This window comes from Bacillus sp. ISL-77 (assembly GCF_018613105.1).
The window spans coordinates 1-18,548 of the sequence record NZ_JAGGQY010000044.1 but is presented as its reverse complement, the minus strand read 5'-3'; the positions used below and the strand labels follow the sequence as shown (position 1 = coordinate 18,548).

Genomic DNA, 18,548 nt, shown 5'->3' with positions numbered 1-18,548 from the left:
CATATTTATAAAAAACAAACAAATCTAAACTTTGTTCGTTGGGGTGGGTGATAGGATGAAAAAACAGGATCCGCGTATTCAACGCACTCGACAATACATTATTGATGCATTTTTGACGTATCAAAGCGAAAGAATTTTGATGAAATATCCATAACTGATATTACAGTGGAAGCAAAGATTAATCGTTCTACATTTTATTATCGTTTTATCGATGAGTATCCCCATAGCTGAAGCTAGGGGTTTTACGCTGCTTTTTGATAAATAAAAAAGACCATGGGGACGGTTGGACGGTTCTTGCGGTCGGCACTAACCTCAATAAAACCATGAGAACCGTCACCGTGGCGTTCTTCTTCAATAGTTATTCCATATTAGAATTCGAAATATCGGCCTCAATCCTGCTCATGAACTCTTCTGCTGCGCTGTATCCTTGCTGCCTTAAATACCAATTATTAGCTGCAGCCTCAATTAACCCCGCCACATCACGTCCAGGCTGGAGTTGAATTTCGATAGATGGAATCTTAACACCCATATATTCTATAAATTGAAGTTCCTGGTCCAGTTCATTATTCAAGTCATCTTTTTGCCATTTCGTTAAATTAATATCAAGCACAATTCGTGATTCATCTTGGAAAGCTTTACGACCGTATAAGCGAACCACATTCAACAACCCAATACTACGAAGCGCCAAAAATTCCTTGGTTTTTTCATCATGTGTACCGAGAATGGTTTGCGGGCCAAGCTTCTTCAGGACAACAATATCATCAGCAACCAACCGGTATCCTCGACGAATTAACGTATGAGCTGTTTCACTTTTCCCTACCCCTGAATTACCGCGAAGTAAAATTCCAATGCCAGACACATTCATACAAACTCCATGAACCGTCATTTCTGGTGCTAATTCCTTCACCAAATAGGTATCCAATTTGGTTATAAACTCTGAAGTTGTCTCAGGCTTGTTTGTTAGTAACAAGGGTATACCCTGTTCAACACAATGGTGAGTTAAATAGGTAAGTCCTTCTTCTCCAGCCGTAACAATAAAACATGGCGGGTGATAGTGAACGATATTTCCGATTCTTATTTTACGTTCCTCTTTACTTAACTTATGTAAATAGGTAATTTCCTTTTTTCCTAGAATTTGAACTCGTTCCATCGGAAAAAAATCAAAATGGCCAACAAATTCCAAGCCAGGGCGATGCACACGTGATTGCGTAATCATTTTCTGCAGTTGATTTTCCCCAGCTACTACTTTCAATGAAAACTTCCGAACTAAGTTTTCGACTGTTATTTTTTTCACCTTATATTCACCGTCCTAATAGCCTATCTATAGTTGAATTATACTTAAGAAAAGAGGAATCGTCATCCATTTACGAAATGATTCCAATTATTTGGTATGGTTTCAATTCCTCGAAATGAAGGGCTTTAACGCAACAACGTCGAATATTAAAGAGGTGTTTGTTAATACTAGTCATTTGTTAATACTAGTCATTTGTTAATACTAGTCAAAAGAAACAACTTGAAGAATGGCTTAATTTTTTTATGAAATGTAGATTCCTGTTGTTCGGAAATAAAGAGAGAAAAGGAAGGTTGGAAATGTCCTATATCGTTGATTTTAAAAATGTGTCTACGGTTGGTTTAGAGTCTTCACCTGTAGTAGAAGCGCTTGCTGGTTTACGTGCTAATGAAGCCCGTTACTTTATGAACAAATACAAGCATGAATTTACGGTTGTACCAGCTAGCGAAAGCCGGGAGACCCTTGATTATGTGAACCGAATTTTGAAAGATGAACGTGATATTGAGTTTGCGGCCAAACCTTTAGAAACGTCGCGTTTTCAAGTGGAAAATATCAAAATGGCCTACGTCTTTTATGAGGATGGTCTTGAGGTCAACGTCATGTATACGGTTGATGGCCCTAAGCCGAAGCGGGCCGTTGGTTTTAAGCTTTCTGAGGGGATGGAGGTACCAAAGGAGTTAGAAGGGAAGTTTAAGTTTGCTAGGCAGAAATCTAAACTAGCTGGAACAATTCGGGGCTCGTTTTTTGTAATTAAATGAGAATATTAAAGTAAGCAAAAGCGCAAGTGGAGGAATCCAGCTATTGCTGTCTGTGTCATCTACGCTGGAATCAGGCATACATGGATGCGTGGATGGAGAAACAATATTGACTAAGAAAAACAGGTGCTTGACCCCCAATGCGTAATGTGTTCATGCAGCGGGTGTCAGGCACCTTTTCTCTTATTCCAATGAAATTTTAACCACTTTATCGTAAAATGAAGTGACTGTATAGCCTTCAATTTCTATCCCAACTGGTACATAATGCTCTTGTTTATTCTCACGTGACAACTCGATATGATGCTCAGTAGAGAAGAATCGTGGATGATCAAGCTCATTTAGACGATAAAAATTTTCATTTAGTTTGTATTTATCACCCTTTTTATCGATGTAATATCCATCGACATTCGCCCCGCTTGATCCGTACCCGTCTTTGTCATAAAAACGATAATCGAGCATTTCGTAGTTCCTCTTCGGGTCCAGCTCTTCCGTCATGACAATTTTCGTCGGATTACCGACTTCCATTTGCTTTATCGTTATTTGATTCCCTAAATACTCGAAAGACTGTGGCAATGATTTTGAACTATCAATCGCAAACTTCGCCTGCTTGATGACAGAAAATGTAGCACTACCTATGTGAATCTTGACATCTGTAGGTTTTTCGAAATAAAGCGATTCAAATGTTGCCTCCGCTGAATTCCAGCCAGATTCATAGCCTTCGGTTCCCACATATCCGCCCAATCCTAGTTGATCATAAACATACTTCCCCTTATTTTCGAGGCTGGAAATTTTAACCTGACCCATCCTTCTGTTTGGATTTTCGTTATGATAACGGTATGATAATACCGTTATGGTTGGAGCAATCGTCAGTTTTTCAAAAATAATTGGATTTCCATCTATTTCAGACTCCACGTGAATATTATGGACAATGGATGGATGTTTTTTTACAGGAATATCAAAATGCCAATCTCCCTTTAAAAATTCTTTTTTCTTACCAGATACTTTCTGAGATGTGTTTGAATCTCCAGGAGTATTGATCACTTTCTCAAGCTTACTAAGCTCGAGCCGAATCGTTCCCTTATCAGCGGACATCGGTGCAACACCTATTCGGCCTTTAAAAACATGGTCTTTTTCCGAATAGAGGCTAAGATGATTCGTGACAGGTGAATGTGATAGATCATCATCATAGTTCCAATCCTGGTCCTGATTAGCGATTTTCAGTCCATCCGTGTAATTGATCATATACTTATTTTCCTTGTTTCGATCGTCAATTTCATAATAGATTAGCGTTTGAATATCATCTGAGACGACACTCGTGATCGTCATCTTCACCCCATTGCTTTCAACTGATAAGTTTAGTTTCTCACCTAAACCCTGCTGCACATAACCCTGTATTTGCTCGTCTTGCTTGTTGCTTAAATCCTTCCACCAATCGATAACACTGGAAAAACTATTCGTGGCAACGGCAGTTCCAACAAATACTGTTAAAAAAAGCGTGGCGGCCAACCCAATCATTGCTCGCTGTTTATATGATTTCTGTCTGCTGCCTTGGCTTTTAGCAACTTTATTGCGCACATTTCGCATAAAATCATCAGGAACTTGAATTCTCTCACCTTCGGACTCAAGGCTAGCTATGACCTGCTGTAATTCCTTCATTTCCGCCTGACAACCAACACATTCATGTAAATGATGTTCGATTCTTTTTTTGCTTGTTTCATCAAGATTTCCTTCAAAATAATCGATTATTTGTTCTTGAGCCTCATGACAATGGGCACTGCTGATTTTCCGTTTGATCTGCGGAGGGATCGGGGACTTCCGTGGAGCGAATCTATACAGTCACTTATACGATCACTGACTTTGCAGCAATGTACGAACACTAGCAACTAATATTACAGTCGCCCATGATAAAGCTAGTCTAAAAAATTTTCGTTTAGTACACCAACAAATAAGGGATGCATCCAACCGAGGATGCATCCTTATTTGTTAATTCTAAAGTCCTTCTAACGGCTACTCTCAATCATACTTTGAATCTTACTTTCTAAATCCTTCGGTTCATTGGCATAATTATAAAACCCTAGGAAGGTTTGGGTTAGGTCTGGGTTCATCCCAATTAAACGATTGACCAAGTGTTGTTCCTCAGAGAATGGCATATTCTTCGTAAATTGGCAGGCCATTTCAAACCTTGCCAGCATTTTTTCGTTCATTCTTTGGTTGTATTGGTTGGCCAATTGCTCCCATTTCTTGGACCAGTCCTGGTGCTGACCTAGGATTTCAGCAAGAATTCGTGCCCCGTACAGACCATCATGCATACCTTGACCAACGGCTGGGTCCTTAAAGGAAAGGGCATCTCCAACTAGTGCCCAGCCTTGCCCCATTCCGTTGTACCAATCATTGTCATAGCCCAATAATCCTTTAACCTTACCTGCAAAGCTGGCCGCCTGCATTCGCTCTGGAAAATCAGTATTACCAAAACCAAAATCTATGAGAGCACGAAAAGCACCTTCAGGATTAACTTTGAACCGTTCCATCCATTCCTGGTCCTCAAGCGGAAACATAATCCCGATCACATGCAGCTGATCGCTTGTTGGGAAAGCGATGATTAATTTATCCTTTATTTTATAAAATTCCGCGCATCGTTCTCCCTTTTGGGTGAAGTTTTTGACATAGCCTACATAAGAAGCAAAATCGGTAGGAACGGATTTCCACTTCTCACTGTTTACCTTTTTTCGGATAGTAGAATTTCTACCATCTGCGCCGATGACCATTTTTGCTCTAAATTCAACCGTACTTCCGTTCGGATCAATGGCCTGAATTCCTGTAATCGTTCCATTCTCCAATAAAACATCGGTTACACGAAACTTTTGAAGGGCCGTTACATTCTCTTGTTTGGCCGCATGATCGAATAGGATTTGATCTAGGTGTGTTCGGCGAATACATAAACAGTCGGGTTCTCCATCCACCTCAGGAAAGCTTCCGTCAATCATGTCCTCATCGAATTGAATGAACGCCCGATTGTAGGTTGGTGTACCCGTTGCCAACAGCCTCCCGAGAACTCCCATTTCTTTTAACATAAGCAATGAATTGTTAAAAAAGTTATGGGTGGAGAGGATATCACTTGGAAATTGACCTCGCTCTAGAAGCAGGATTTTGTAGCCTTTCTTAGATAGTTCATACGCTGATGCAGCCCCCGCAACCCGGCCGCCGACAATAATCACATCATATTGATTCTGCACTTTTAGTAACCTCCTATAACAGCCTTTGCTGTTGATATCCCCATCGTATCAAATCATCCGTTGCTGTTAATCTAACAAAGGTTATAGTGAGGGTTATATATGTTCAAAAAGCGGCAAACCCTATCTAATTATTATAAACGTGTGGATTACCAACTTTTATGATTCATTTTTCGAATGGCTTCGACTCTGCCTTTTGCTCCAAGCTTGCTGTAAATGCGATTGAGATGGATTTTCACAGTCCCTTCTGTTACTACAAGCTTTGCGGCAATTTCTTTATTCGATAAGCCCATGGACAACCAGTGAAGGACCTCTATTTCTCTAGCTGTTAGTCTGTGAACTCCGCTTCGATTACTAGACTCTTCAGATGGATCATCTATCCCAACCTGTCGCAGGACTGAAGTAAGATAGTTAGGTGAAACGTCTGAGAATAGTTCCAACTGGTGAAGTTTATTTCTCACTTGAAGGTATTGTTGAAACAATTCTTTCGAATTAAAACCGATATCTGAAAAGATTCGTTGGTATCCATGCTCTTCGCCAAGTCTCAATGCTTGATTCAAATGGGAGATGCTGTCAAATCCATTTCCTAGTCCACGGTAAATCTCGGCTAAATAGAAGTGGGCTTCGAGCCTCGTCATAATTCTTCCATTTTGTTCTGCTTGATTTAGGAGGAATTTCCCAAAGGTTTCGGCTTCCTTTAATTGCCTCTTTTTAATTAAAAAAAGGATATAGACCAATAGCTCGAATTCCCGGTTAGGAGAAAGTTCTGTTAGATCTTGAAAACGAGAGGATTCCGCCCATTTATTCACTTTTTCAATCTCACCATTTGCAAGCTGAAATCGAACGATCTGTGCGGTTAAAAGCTGACTCCAATGACTAGATTGCAAGTTTAAGTCATTTAGGTATGCTTTTGCTAAAGTAAGACTCTCAAAGGATTTATTCGACTTTGCTCTCGCACATTCTATCTTTGATTTAATAATCACTGCCGGCACATACGCTCCCACTAACCGAAATGACTTCGCGAGCTTGATTGCCGTCTCTGCGTATTCAAGTGCCAACCCATCTTGATTTCGTTCAAAATGAATTTCACTAAAAGCAGCACGCTGATAAGCAGCGTATGCCGTCTCCTGGTACTGATTCTTTACTATAAATGTATGGTATAGTTGATGGAACAGGTAGGACTGTTCCCCTCTTCCATTCATCCCATAATACCCGCGAACGAAAGGGACTTCTCCTGTATTCAACTCAATTCCATAATCAAGCCATATTTTAACGTCAGGCATAGTGTCCCGTTCTGCTAATTGGCGTAATAACTTAATGGCTCCCTCATAATCCCCCAATAATAAGGCATTAAAATTTTCTAACACTACCACTTCCTCTTTTAGACGGAGGATTGGTTCACTATGATTCTCTCTTGAAAAAGCAGCCCTTATTTTTGTAAGAAAAAGACTTACATTTGCATATTTACCCGCTAGCATCTCTACCCATGTTAATACAATTAAAATCTCTGGACGTTCGATAATCGGTATGGGTAATTGATTTAACCACTTTTCTAGCGTTGTTACTTCCCTTCTTCTTAGCAACGGAGAGACAATACTCAAAATTAATTCGGCTGCTAGCTCATAATTTTCAGCCGTTAACGCATATGGAATCGCTTCTTCCTTAGAATCAGACTGAATGAACCAATGACAGGCTTTTAGATGTAAGGATTTATAGGCATCTGGCATTTCCTTTTTCAAATGAGTGGCTAAAAAGTCAGCGAAAAGATGATGATAACGATACCAATATTGCTGGCTGTCTAACGGTATCAGGAAAAAATTCGACTGCTCAATTTGCATGAGTAATTGTCTAGAGTCACTTCGATCTGTGACCTTATCACATAAATGACTATTCATTCGATGAAGAATGGACGTTTTCATTAAGAATAACTTCAGATCATCGGACAGATGTTGAAAGACTTCCTCCATTAGGTAATCAACGATATATCGATGGCTTCCGTTAAACTGATTTAAGATATCCTTTTGACCAGATCGTTCGGAAAGAGTAGCTAGCTGAATCCCGGCAATCCAACCTTCAGTAAAATCAGCTAGGAGCTGAAGGACTGACGGTTTTGGGAACACCCCCGTTTGTTGGAGCCAATAGGCTGAGATTTCCTCCATCGTAAATTTCAGCTCATTGCTGTTAATATCATTTATTTGCCCCTTGGCCCGAAGTGCGCCAATTTGAAATGCTGGTTCATTCCGACTTATTAAGCAGATATGTATATGACTTGGCAAATGTTGCAAAAGAAGCGATATGGATTGATGGACTTCAAAGCTTTCAATATGATGATAGTCATCAAAAATGAGGACGACCTCTTCCGGAATGTCCATCAGCCTATTTATCAGATTGATAATCATTTGTTCGTAAGAGAACTTTAACGTCGGCTGCAATAAAGTTTCATAGATACCCCCCATTTCCGGATTGATTTTATCCAATGAGGCGATTACATACGCCCAAAAACGAAGCACATCGTTGTCACCTTCATCAAGCGACACCCAACAAGCGTTAATTTGTTGATCTCGGACCCAATCACTTACGACCGTGGACTTCCCATATCCGGGTGGGGCCGAAACCACTGTGAGTTTGCATTGTAGGGCACCATTTAATTTATTGTAGAGTCTGTCTCGGATTAGGTGATGATTGGGTGGGTGGGGCAGGTGAAATTTAGTTGATAATAGAAAATTTCGGTTCGGAAAGTTTTCCCGATTATTATGTGTCGATAAATTAGTAACCAACTCACTATCCTCTCTTTCTATAAAAACCATAGGGACGGTTCTGGCGGTCTCCACTAACCTCATAAAACCATGAGAACCGTCCCCGTGGTTTCAGCCTTTCTGGTTACACCAAAGTGGCGGTCCCCATGAATCCCCCCAAACTCAAGATTTACTTCTGATATTCTTCTAGTTACAAATGTCTCTGGATTATCTGCAATTAATACTGCATTTATTTTTGCCCATACTTTTTCCAAAAGTAAAACTCCTTTCCATACAAACATTTCCTATAAATTATTATTCTATAAATAATACATCAAAACCTTGGTTGGACTTCACTGCTTGGTGTATTTATATACAAACTACCGGAAAGGTGTGGTAAAATTCATTTTAACAAGCAATAAATTCCAATACAAAGCAGGTGTTTACGCGTGTCCTCTGAAAAAGAAGTGAATCTTTATTTTGTTCGGCATGGTGAGACCCATTTTAATGTAGAGAAACGATTACAGGGATTTTGTGATTCACCACTTACAGATAAAGGAATTGAACAGGCTAAATCTGTAGGAATCGGTTTATCTGATATAGAATTTAAAGCAGTATACGCAAGTGAAAGCCAGAGAGTAGTAGATACAGCTAGGTATGCCATTGGCCATCGAAACATCCCCATCATTACTGATTCACGTCTAAAGGAAATGAACTTTGGTGTTTTGGAATCACTATTACAAACGGAAATTCTAGCTCAATATGGGAATATCCTAGAGACATTATTTAGTCTTAACGATTTAAATATGTCAGCACCTGAAGGGGAATCCTACTTACAGCTTTTTTCACGAACAAGCTCTGCTATCGATGAAATCATTCATAAGCATAAAAATGAGGGTGGAAATGTTCTAGTATTTTCACATGGGGTAACAATAGGCAACTACTTAATGCAATTAGCAAAAATGAACGGTTATACTCACCATGAAAATTGCAGTGTTTCTGTGGTCAAATATTTGAACGGTGAATTTTATGTAGACAGGATTGCTGACACTTCTTTCAGAGATAAATACTACCTAAAATAAAATCCAATCATAAATCTACTAGGTTAAGGAAAGGCAATCCCAGAGCATAAATTCAGGAAAAAGCCGCATTCAGACAGGACCAAGCTCTTGCATTCAAGCTCCAGCCATAAACCTTGGAAGATATGATATAGTTCAGGATAACCAGGGTCAGCCCAACTCCTTAAGCTGCCCCATGAATCTCTATCCATTGTGTCTTCTAGATTACTAAGTGATAATCAGATAATAGTATTACTGATTTAATAGATTAATAAACTCTTTCATGAACCCCGGAAGATCAGGCCATGCGTGCCCCGAAACGAGATTACCTTGAACATGGAGAGGATTTGTTATATAGGTTGCCCCAGCTGCTTCTACATCCGGCTTACAGGCGATATAGGCGGTCAATTCTCGACCTTCCAAGTATTGACGAACGGTTGTTAACACCTGACCTGCATGGCAAATGGCCCCAACAGGTTTATTTGCTTCAAAAAAATGCGCGACAATTCTTGGAACATTTTCATTTAAGCGAATGTATTCCGGAGCCCGTCCTCCTGGAATAATGAGCCCATCGAATTCGTCCGGATTTACTTCTTCAAAAGCTAAATGTGCTTCAATTAAGTATCCTTTGCTTTCCGTATAAGTATCCCAGCCGATAAAGTCATGGACAACAGTTTGCAGCTTCTTCTTTGATGGTGCTGCTATTTGTACATTAAGGCCTTCTTCAAGACAACGAAAATACGGACCAATGCCTCTACAGCATCTCCTGCTAGGATTAATACTTTTTTTGACACTTTAAAAACTCCCCCTGTTAAAAAATTAGGCTTTTGCCTTTATTTATATATTCTTAATGCTTCTAATAATTTCCTTAAATTCAAAAATAAATGTATTTGGCAATTAAAAAATGCTGTTTATGGCAGTATGTTTTTTGAATGTAAGAAAGACGAAAACATGCAAGAAATGAATAAAAACTTACATATTTTCGGCTTATTGATAACTCTAAATATTAAACTAAAGCACCCCCTATAGTTTAAGTAGAAACCTTCACAATAACTTCCATATTTAACATAATCCAATCCCTATAATGTGTTTTTTCAGAATCTGGAACAATACAAAAGACGCCCTCTTATTAAAGAAAAGCGCCCTTTTCTGGAATAAGGCAATATGTCAGATATTTACCTCCCAATCCTCTGCACGATTCTTCACATACATTATTTGTCAGCTAATGTTAACTTACTAGCGCTATCGAACTGTTACATTCAAGATTTTAACTCTATAGCGCTACACGGATAAATAAAGGAGCTCTTCTTCTGGAATGAATTATAGCATGCAAGGAAAATCCAAGCTTTGACATCTGCGTTAACCTTAAATCGAGCATAAAGAGTTTCATAAAAACATACCATCTCCCCAAAATTTACTATATTTCTCTTACTGCTTTAACAAATTCTTGGACCATTTCCCTAAAACACAAGAGAATAATTTGGTAAATATGTATCAAAATTCAAAAAAATGAAACTCTTCCTCCCTCAAAGCGTATCTCTACATAGAAAGAGACAACAGGGATTTTACAGAGCGTCCTAACATAACTCTTTTCTATGATGATTCCGGGTAACAAAAAAGTCTTTGAAGGAGGTTTTTTACAACTATGATTTCTCGTTTCAAAAGTTGATAAAAGAAATAGTAAAGGTTATGAAACATTGTCGCACTGGAAATTAGCTTTGTCCTTTTTACTTGTGAAAAACTATACAATATAGAAATGGAAGGATGTAATAAATGGTTTCATCTAAAAGGTTTTCTGGATACAACTTACGCTATCTTCAAAAAGATTTGATTGCCGGGTTAGTTGTTGGGATTGTTGCGATTCCTTTAGCAATGGCTTTCGCTATTGCTTCAGGGGTAAGACCAGAGTATGGACTCTATACGTCGGCAATTGCCGGAATCCTTGTTTCTCTTTTTGGAGGTTCTAAATTTCAAATTGCAGGCCCGACTGGAGCCTTTGTCCCGGTTTTATTGGGAGTGGTGATCCAGTTTGGATATGAAAAGCTGTTAATCGCCGGCTTCTTGGCAGGGTTTTTAATTCTTCTTATGGGTGTGTTTAAATTAGGAAGGTATATTAAATTTATCCCTCGTCCAGTGGTAATCGGCTTTACTGCTGGAATTGCCGTGATTATCTTTTCTGGCCAGATTGCCAATTTCCTGGGGCTTAAAAACTTAAAAAAAGAAGAAGCCTTTCATTTGAATATGAAAGAAATTTTAATTAATTTAAATACAATCAATATATACAGTATTTTAACAGCAAGTATATGTTTAGCTATTGTCATATTAGCACCAAAATATTTGCCTAAAATTCCAGGTGCCTTGTTAGGATTAATGGTTTCAACTGTTGTTGCTGCACTGTTCTTTCCAAATCAGGTAGCAACCATCGGTTCAACTTATGGGGCCATTCCGAATGAATTACCAAAATTCGGATTTCCTGAGTTAACGATCAATGTAGTGATTGAACTCCTTCCTGCTGCTTTTATCATTGCCATGCTTGGGGGGATTGAATCATTATTATCTGCCTTAGTAGCAGACAACATATCCGGCAGTAAGCATGATAGTAACAAAGAGTTGATTGGACAGGGATTGGCCAATATCGTCACCCCTTTATTTGGAGGAATTCCTGCCACTGGTGCGATTGCTCGAACGGCGACGAATATTAAAAACGGTGCGTTTTCACCTATATCAGGTGTCATACATGGTGTTGTCGTATTACTAGTGTTAATATTGTTAGCTCCATATGCCTCCGCCATTCCCTTGGCCAGTATGGCTCCCATTCTTATGTATGTCGCATGGAATATGAGTGAGCGCATAGAATTTGCCCATATTTTAAAATCAAAAACGATGGACTCGCTTGTATTAATCTCTAGCTTTCTGTTAACCGTTTTTATAGATTTAACTACAGGTGTTGGAGCAGGTCTGATTCTAGCTCTCCTTGTTTTTGTCATCCGAATAAGTAGTACGTTAAAAGTATCAAAGGTTTTACCGGATCCAAACGATAAACTAGTAAAACCCGAAATGGTCAAGCAAGGTTCAAACTGCCCACAAATTAATATTTACACTGTAGAAGGTCCATTATTCTTTGGCACCACCGAGCAGTTTGAGGAGGAAATGGAAGAAATTTTGCGTTTAGAACCAAGAGTGCTCCTGTTAAGATTGAGTAAAGTTTCCATCGTGGATTCGTCTGGGGAGGCCCTCCTCATGAATCTTGTAAAAAGATTCAAGGATAGTAACCAACAAGTAATATTTTCTGGTATCCAGCCGCAATTGGAAGATTTATTTAAGAAAACTGGTTTTTATCAATTGGCAGGTGAGGAAAATTTCTTTGCCCATACAGGTGATGCTATCAATTATGCTCTCTCAAAACTGGATGTTAAGCGATGTAAAGGGTGTAAACATTTTTCTTTTGCAGAATGTTCAACCCTCTCAAAAGAAGAAGCAAACCCTAAAGCAAAAAGAAAAACAAAACGTGAGCTTGGGTTAATTTAATTGGACATCCCCCTTTTTAGGGAGCTGATGTTAATAAAACATCCTAAATCATTAAATGGAGGAAAAAATTATGACCACGATTTCTAAAATTCTCGATTTCAACAAGGATTTTGTTGATCAAAACCGGTATGAGGAGTTTAAGACGACAAAATTTCCAGATAAAAAACTAGTCATCCTAACTTGTATGGATACTCGTTTGCTGGAATTGCTCCCCAAAGCAATGGGTCTAGGAAATGGGGATGCGAAAATAATCAAAAACGCCGGGGCTATTATCTCTCATCCTTTCGGCAGTATCATGCGCAGCATTCTAGTCGCTATTTATGAACTGAAGGCTGAAGAAGTGTGTGTGATCGGTCATCATGGATGTGGCATGGTAGGTCTAGAAGCATCCTCTATTCTAAAAAAAGCAAAACAGAATGGAATTGACGAGGAGCGGATCGATATTCTCACAAACGCTGGGATTGATTTGTCCAGGTGGCTGACGGGTTTTCAATGTGTAGAAGAAAGTGTCGCCAACAGTGTCCGTTTAATTAAAAGTCACCCATTATTCCCTAAAAATATCTCTGTTCATGGGATGGTGATTGATCCTGAAACAGGAAAATTGGATTTGGTGATCGACGGATATAAAGATATAAAGTCAAACAGCACAAACATACCCGTCTTATAAGTGAGGTGTCTAAATGATTCCCCACTAGCAAGTTTCGAGGGAATAACTTAGGACATTTTCAGAAAGATGCAGTTGTTGGATTGATCGTCGGTATTGTAGCGATTCCTTTAGCGATGGCCTTTGCCATTGCTAAAGGAGTAAGACCGGAATATGGACTCTACACAGCAATTATTACCGGAATCATGGTTTCTCTTTTTGGAGGGTCGGCTTCTGCTTCGGGAGAGGCGAAAAAAGCTAAAGAAGAGGTTATCTACGAAGCAAAAGAGATCAAAGATGTTGAAAAACTATTTGAAAGGGCAAAAAATGGAGAGAGTGACCTACCAAAAGAGCAGAAACAGAAATTAGCTCCAAATCATGCTGTATTAAAAGGAAACAGTAAAACGAAAAATCTAAATGTCTTATCTACTACACAGCTATTAAAAGTGACAAAGAAAGATGGTAATGAAGTAAAGACCTATAAGCGTTGTTTTCATTTTTTGGGGATTGATTTGCCTAGCTTGCCGGGTATGTGTCGGGATCACTTATAGAAATCTATCGTATTTGCAAAAATGGCTCGTAGTTATTAAAAGAAAAGCAATAGATAGATAAAGAAATGGTAAACCTTGCAATAGAGATTCCTTAAATATATCTTTCATTCCTGTTTATAAATTGCATAAGGAAACGGATAAACATCATTAGAAGAAAGGTGCTTATAAATGTGTATATCCATGTCCATGTATGGTATTTAATTAATTCGGTATATCTTTCAAAAAAAAACTCAATTATCGTTAAAACAGTGGTGTACAAAATACATTGTAGAACAATGTTGAGATATCTTGAACGATAAGTCGTTTGATAAAAGTAAATACAAACAACTGGAAATAGAAGATTTTCATAAAGAAGGCTGGAACTAAAATAGTTACTTAAAAATCTCACTGGATATTCGAGCATTTTCTCTTCTACAACAAGGACACCAAAAAACGTTGAAAAACAAGAGGCCAATGAAAAAATTAAAATCCAATTTTTGATTGGTGGTTTTCTTAAACTAGAAAACAATAGGGTGATCCCGATTATGAGCAGTGACCACAATATTATTCTTTCCATAGATAAAATATCCCCCTATCTTTACTTTGCTTATCAATGAGTATAACCAAAGTAAAGATAAAAGATTTTATCAATTGCATAAAACCCATTAAAAAAGACGCTTTCCGGAAAAGCGCACGTTTGTTTAATAAAGCCTGGGTGATAATAGGCCTGCCGCTTATGTACACAGCAATGTGGACAGTGATGAAGTACTTTATTATGTGGACGGTTACTTTATGAGTCGCCGCGGTATTGAAGAGGGATCGATTACCCTTCATCCAAGCGGTCTACCACATCCAGGAAAAATTGAAGCAAGTATAGGAAAAAAGAAACACAGGAACTTGCTGTTATGGTTGATACATTCAGCCCGCTGTATTCGTGAAAAAGGCACATGAGTTAGTATGAGCAGCTGGCTATCAATAAATTCAATAATAGTTTAATTACTGTAACAATAATTAAAATACAAAACAAAAAGTCTTAATCCCTATAATTGGAGGAATTAAGACTTTTATTTCATTATATACATAAGCAATAGTTTCTTAGACAATTTCTGATAGCTTTTCATTCCCCTGATCAATATATAATTCTTTGACCTTAACATGTGACGGCAGCAGCGGATGATTGCGTATGATGTTGACAGTTTTTTGTACGCTATCCGTTAAAGTTTTGCCTCCATGTAGCCATACACTTACCGTACCCTCAGGAAATTCCGGCATGCAATTTTTAAAAAGATAATCCAATGTTTGAATCTTGTCCTGTAATTCTTTGTTTTTATATATTTTGTTCAGTATATCCCCAGTATTCTTTTGATAATCATTTGTGGAGACCACAACGATTTCCTCAACATTATCCTGATACACAGCAATAATGATGTCCCTCATTAAATCGTCGAAGGGGTGTGAAACGACTGGCTGATATGTTTGTAAGATGATCATGTTTTCCGGATTGACATTGGTTTCTTCTTTAATGAATCGTTCTAATTTCTGCTCCATTCCAATCACAAATAGTACTTTTTTCTTTTCATCTCTAGACATTAAATTCACCCCATTAATGTTTTGAATTTTGTTCCAAATAAGTTTCCTGACTCTTTCTTATATGAAAAATGCGCAAGTCCGAACTTATCCTTTTGTTTTTAACATAATTTGCTTTGCAGGTCACTGGAAAGCTTAAAGACCATTACTCGATCTCCAGTTTGTGTACTAATATCGGTGTGAAAACTTACTACTTCTTCCCCTGTTATCGTTAAGATAATTTCTTTTAAATCATCCAGACCGGATTCCACTAAACTGTTGCGATGTTCTTTTACTGATAACAATCCTTCTTTATCCAGACATACTGTATATTCAGCAGCAGTTAGTATACCGCGGAGTATTACAATCACCATATCCCGTAAGATATCCGATTTAACAGATACGGAGCCTCGTCCAAGATAATTTTTCTCCCAATGTGTTAAAGCTTTGCTTATTTCAGCTTCAAGTGTTCCTTTTGTTTTTTCCATACCGATTCCTTTTCCTTTTTTCAAAGTACATTCATAGATGGCCAAATATTGCTTATAATATTCTAAAAAACAATCTTTTCCTCCCATGTGACGACTTTCTTTCGGAAATCTTTGTACCATTGCTACAAAAGCGCCGGAAAGAAAAGCAGCCTTCACACAAGGACATATATATATAAACCGGGAAAGAGGTTAAGACCAACTCTCCCAGTGTCCTTCCGGATCAATGGACGCAAGCCGAATCCATCCGTTTTTCACTTTTTGATGAAAGGCATGATCGTGGTCCAGCATCCGTTTCACATAGCCCCTCGGTGCTTGGATGACCACCAGCAAACGCAGTGGCTCATGATATGCCTCTTCATCCGATTTCATAACAGACTGCCAGGGAAGTCCGGATAATAAGTCACTGGCGTTCCCCTGCATAACCCCGAGACCGGCTGTCACGGTTTGGGTTGTTTTATTCCCGCTGCCATAATAATGAGGGGCAACAGTAGATGCATAATATTGCAGGTTAATCCATTGAGCTACCGTTGCCGGACCGGAAATAATGTTGGCGAGAATAGCACCGTTTTTATCCTTCTTCCAGTTATAATTGTTGAGGAAAACTCTTCCTCCCAGATTGCAGTCTTGGGTCAGCCGGCGTTCCCCAATGATAAACGCAGCGTTACGTGCCAAGCCCCATTCCGGACGGACCTCACTCCAATCTTCTGAAAGGCGCTGCGCCTCAGCCTTCGGATTCTTGAGATGGGTTCCGAGATTTGGCAATTGCGGAATCCGCTCGGCATTGGCTTCCTCACTCACCTTTGGCAACGCCGCTTGGACACGTTTAAATGCTTCCTTAGCTTCAGCTGATAGTTCCGGAACATAAAGCCAACGTAATTCATCAAGTGTGGTAATATGCTCGGCAGCTGCAAAAACGGTTTCTTTCGGAATGATAATTCCCTCTGTTTCGAGGCTCTTCCTTACGTTTGGAAGATTACACAAGGCTGCCAGCACCCGTGCATTGAATCCGCTTGATGCTCCTCCGCATGCACCGCAGTCGAGTGCGGAACGATATGGATTGTTCGTGCTGTGACTTCCATGTCCGCAAATAACCACTAGTGGTGCAAATTGATCGGTGAGTCCCATCATTTTTAGTGCTTGCCGTACATAGTGTACTTTTTCTTTCACGGAAAATCCAATTGGCAGATCTGTTTCCGATTTTTGCGTATAGTCAAGTGAGAGTTCCGTGGATGGTTTATGCAGCCATGTTTCGAGCAATTTACTTAATGTCCGGCCTGCACTCCGAGGCATAAAGCTGCGAGCCAGCGTTTGCAGGCTGAGCCAGGGACCGCTAATTTCCGGAAGCACCATGCTGGAAACCAAATTATGTTTCATCGTTTTAAATGTATAACCGAGTGAACTGACTACCTGATGCCGTTGTTGAAAGGATTCAAACTCTGGTGAATACTCTTTTACTTTGTATTGCGGTTTAAACATTACCGGCAAAGAGTTATGCGTGTGGTTACTGCCAAGCTCGCAGGTTTCAATCGGCAATCCGAAAAAGCCTGCTGTTCCAAAGGTCTCAAAATCTCCTGCTTTTTCAAGTTTGCGGCGAAAAGGCTCTGAACGCACATCAATACAAAATACAAATTGAGCGAGTGCCGGCTTTACATTTTCTGCCGCTACAGTAGGCTGTTGGGATGTAATCATCGTCTTCAATTGGTCTTCATATGTTTTTTCCCATGCTTCAAGCAAAAGCCGATTGCGCAGAATCTTATCAAAACGATACGCAAGGGCCAAACGTGCCTTTATTTCTGTAGAGGATAACTGTAACCAAACATTGATTGGTAGGTTCCCCCATTCCGCCCAAGCTGCAATTAATGGTTCTAGATTTACTTTATCATTTCTTTTTTCAGGCAAGGGAAGACAGGGTTTAACTAAAGCCCATTCCATCGAAATTCGTACAGCTAAATACTCAAGCAGCAGTGAAGTTTCTTCGGCTGATTGCTGTGAGCGCCAAAGCATCATTCCCCCCCAGCCCGGCAAAGCAAGGAAATGCGCTTCAAAATAGTCTTGGATTTCCGAGAAAGGAATTTCCAGTATAAGCAAAACTTCCATTAAGGCAGCGTCTGCTTCTACCGGCAACTCACTTAGTTGTTTACGTACCTTACGGCTAAGTGCCGGGTCATGCTGGACTAGTTTCCGCCACGCATGATAGAAACCTTCTTCCCGATTAGGCATCGACCAGACAGCCTGGGACTTATCCAAAAACAATTTACACCACTTGATAATATGGCGGTTTAACTCGTGTGCTGCATTCACCCTTCCCAGTTGTTCCAAGCGCTGACTATAGGTTTTGACCGAATGTTTTTCTGTCATTTGGGATGTAAAACGGTTTAGTTTTCTTGCCATGCTTTTTAACTCAGGTGCTTCCAAAGTACTTGAATATGGTTGATTCTGTAAAAGTGCAGCCCGGCAAAACCGCTCTGCGACCTCACGCGGCAACTCCAAAGACTGTGAGTTTAGCCAATGTTGAAATCCCTTTTCTAAAAAATCCTGATGAATCTCTCCTCGATCCCGTGCAGACTGAAATACGGAATCATTGGGGTAGATATCTACATCACAAGTATCTTTGAGCCAGCGTGCCGTTTTTTCAAACGGTTTTCCCTCCAAGCCTACCCAGGGGTTGCGTGCTGCAAATGTGTTAATAGGCCCGAGCGGTACAATGACGCTGCTAGCAGATTT

13 protein-coding genes and 4 pseudogenes are annotated in these 18,548 nt (G+C 39.5%); 6 read left to right on the top strand and 11 right to left on the bottom strand.

Translation table 11 applies throughout. The features are described from left to right. Window positions 1-358 precede the first annotated feature (358 nt). The gene (gene hprK, locus J7E77_RS18485; RefSeq protein ID WP_214716304.1) at window positions 359-1,294 is read right to left on the bottom strand and encodes an HPr(Ser) kinase/phosphatase; all 936 of its coding nucleotides are present in this window, start codon (window positions 1,292-1,294) and stop codon (window positions 359-361) included. A 296-nt stretch (window positions 1,295-1,590) separates the two neighbouring features. On the opposite strand from hprK, the gene J7E77_RS18480 reads away from it, so the two are divergent. Next, on the top strand, window positions 1,591-2,049 hold the full coding sequence (locus tag J7E77_RS18480; RefSeq protein WP_214716303.1) for a phage tail protein: 459 nt from the start codon (window positions 1,591-1,593) through the stop codon (window positions 2,047-2,049). 180 nt (window positions 2,050-2,229) lie between these two features. On the opposite strand, the gene J7E77_RS18475 is transcribed toward J7E77_RS18480, so the two are convergent. The 5 genes and pseudogenes from J7E77_RS18475 to J7E77_RS18455 form a co-directional block, all read right to left on the bottom strand. Next, window positions 2,230-3,702: a DUF4179 domain-containing protein gene (locus J7E77_RS18475; protein ID WP_214716302.1), complete on the bottom strand. Its 1,473-nt coding sequence runs from the start codon at window positions 3,700-3,702 to the stop codon at window positions 2,230-2,232. Between the two features lie 18 nt (window positions 3,703-3,720). After that, a pseudogene (locus J7E77_RS31790) lies at window positions 3,721-3,828 on the bottom strand (zf-HC2 domain-containing protein); the annotation flags it as partial. A gap of 218 nt (window positions 3,829-4,046) precedes the next feature. After that, window positions 4,047-5,279, bottom strand: coding sequence for an NAD(P)/FAD-dependent oxidoreductase (locus J7E77_RS18465; RefSeq protein WP_214716300.1), 1,233 nt, complete (start codon window positions 5,277-5,279; stop codon window positions 4,047-4,049). Window positions 5,280-5,425: 146 nt separating this feature from the next. Beyond that, window positions 5,426-8,053, bottom strand: a complete 2,628-nt coding sequence (locus J7E77_RS31240; RefSeq protein WP_214716298.1) for a winged helix-turn-helix domain-containing protein — start codon at window positions 8,051-8,053, stop codon at window positions 5,426-5,428. Window positions 8,054-8,112: 59 nt separating this feature from the next. After that, window positions 8,113-8,286, bottom strand: a complete 174-nt coding sequence (locus tag J7E77_RS18455) for a hypothetical protein (protein ID WP_214716296.1) — start codon at window positions 8,284-8,286, stop codon at window positions 8,113-8,115. Window positions 8,287-8,460: 174 nt separating this feature from the next. On the opposite strand from J7E77_RS18455, the gene J7E77_RS18450 reads away from it, so the two are divergent. After that, window positions 8,461-9,093, top strand: a complete 633-nt coding sequence (locus J7E77_RS18450; RefSeq protein ID WP_214716294.1) for a histidine phosphatase family protein — start codon at window positions 8,461-8,463, stop codon at window positions 9,091-9,093. 228 nt (window positions 9,094-9,321) lie between these two features. Here J7E77_RS18450 and J7E77_RS18445 read toward each other — a convergent pair. Then, a pseudogene (locus J7E77_RS18445) lies at window positions 9,322-9,863 on the bottom strand (DJ-1/PfpI family protein). A 979-nt stretch (window positions 9,864-10,842) separates the two neighbouring features. Between J7E77_RS18445 and J7E77_RS18440 the strand changes: the two are divergent. The 3 genes and pseudogenes from J7E77_RS18440 to J7E77_RS31785 all read left to right on the top strand — a co-directional run. Continuing rightward, entirely contained in the window at window positions 10,843-12,597 is a 1,755-nt protein-coding gene (locus tag J7E77_RS18440; RefSeq protein WP_214716292.1) for a SulP family inorganic anion transporter, read from the top strand. Window positions 12,598-12,667: 70 nt separating this feature from the next. Then, complete coding sequence (locus tag J7E77_RS18435) at window positions 12,668-13,264, top strand: beta-class carbonic anhydrase (RefSeq protein WP_214716290.1); 597 nt, start codon at window positions 12,668-12,670, stop codon at window positions 13,262-13,264. A gap of 23 nt (window positions 13,265-13,287) precedes the next feature. After that, window positions 13,288-13,470: pseudogene (locus tag J7E77_RS31785) on the top strand (SulP family inorganic anion transporter); the annotation flags it as partial. Window positions 13,471-13,882: 412 nt separating this feature from the next. Here the strand turns inward: J7E77_RS31785 and J7E77_RS30690 are convergent. After that, on the bottom strand, window positions 13,883-14,347 hold the full coding sequence (locus J7E77_RS30690; RefSeq protein WP_251027039.1) for a CBO0543 family protein: 465 nt from the start codon (window positions 14,345-14,347) through the stop codon (window positions 13,883-13,885). A gap of 149 nt (window positions 14,348-14,496) precedes the next feature. Between J7E77_RS30690 and J7E77_RS18425 the strand changes: the two are divergent. Next, window positions 14,497-14,731 (top strand): annotated as a pseudogene (locus J7E77_RS18425) (homogentisate 1,2-dioxygenase); the annotation flags it as partial. Between the two features lie 134 nt (window positions 14,732-14,865). On the opposite strand, the gene J7E77_RS18420 reads toward J7E77_RS18425, so the two are convergent. The 3 genes from J7E77_RS18420 to J7E77_RS18410 form a co-directional block, all read right to left on the bottom strand. Continuing rightward, the gene (locus J7E77_RS18420) at window positions 14,866-15,360 is read right to left on the bottom strand and encodes a carbonic anhydrase (RefSeq protein WP_214716287.1); all 495 of its coding nucleotides are present in this window, start codon (window positions 15,358-15,360) and stop codon (window positions 14,866-14,868) included. A 98-nt stretch (window positions 15,361-15,458) separates the two neighbouring features. After that, window positions 15,459-15,824 carry a Na-translocating system protein MpsC family protein gene (locus tag J7E77_RS18415; protein ID WP_214716313.1) on the bottom strand — a complete coding sequence of 122 codons (366 nt, stop codon included), beginning with the start codon at window positions 15,822-15,824 and terminating at the stop codon, window positions 15,459-15,461. 189 nt (window positions 15,825-16,013) lie between these two features. Continuing rightward, window positions 16,014-18,548 (bottom strand): DUF2309 domain-containing protein (locus tag J7E77_RS18410; RefSeq protein WP_214716286.1); only part of this gene is annotated, 2,535 nt, incomplete at its 5' end.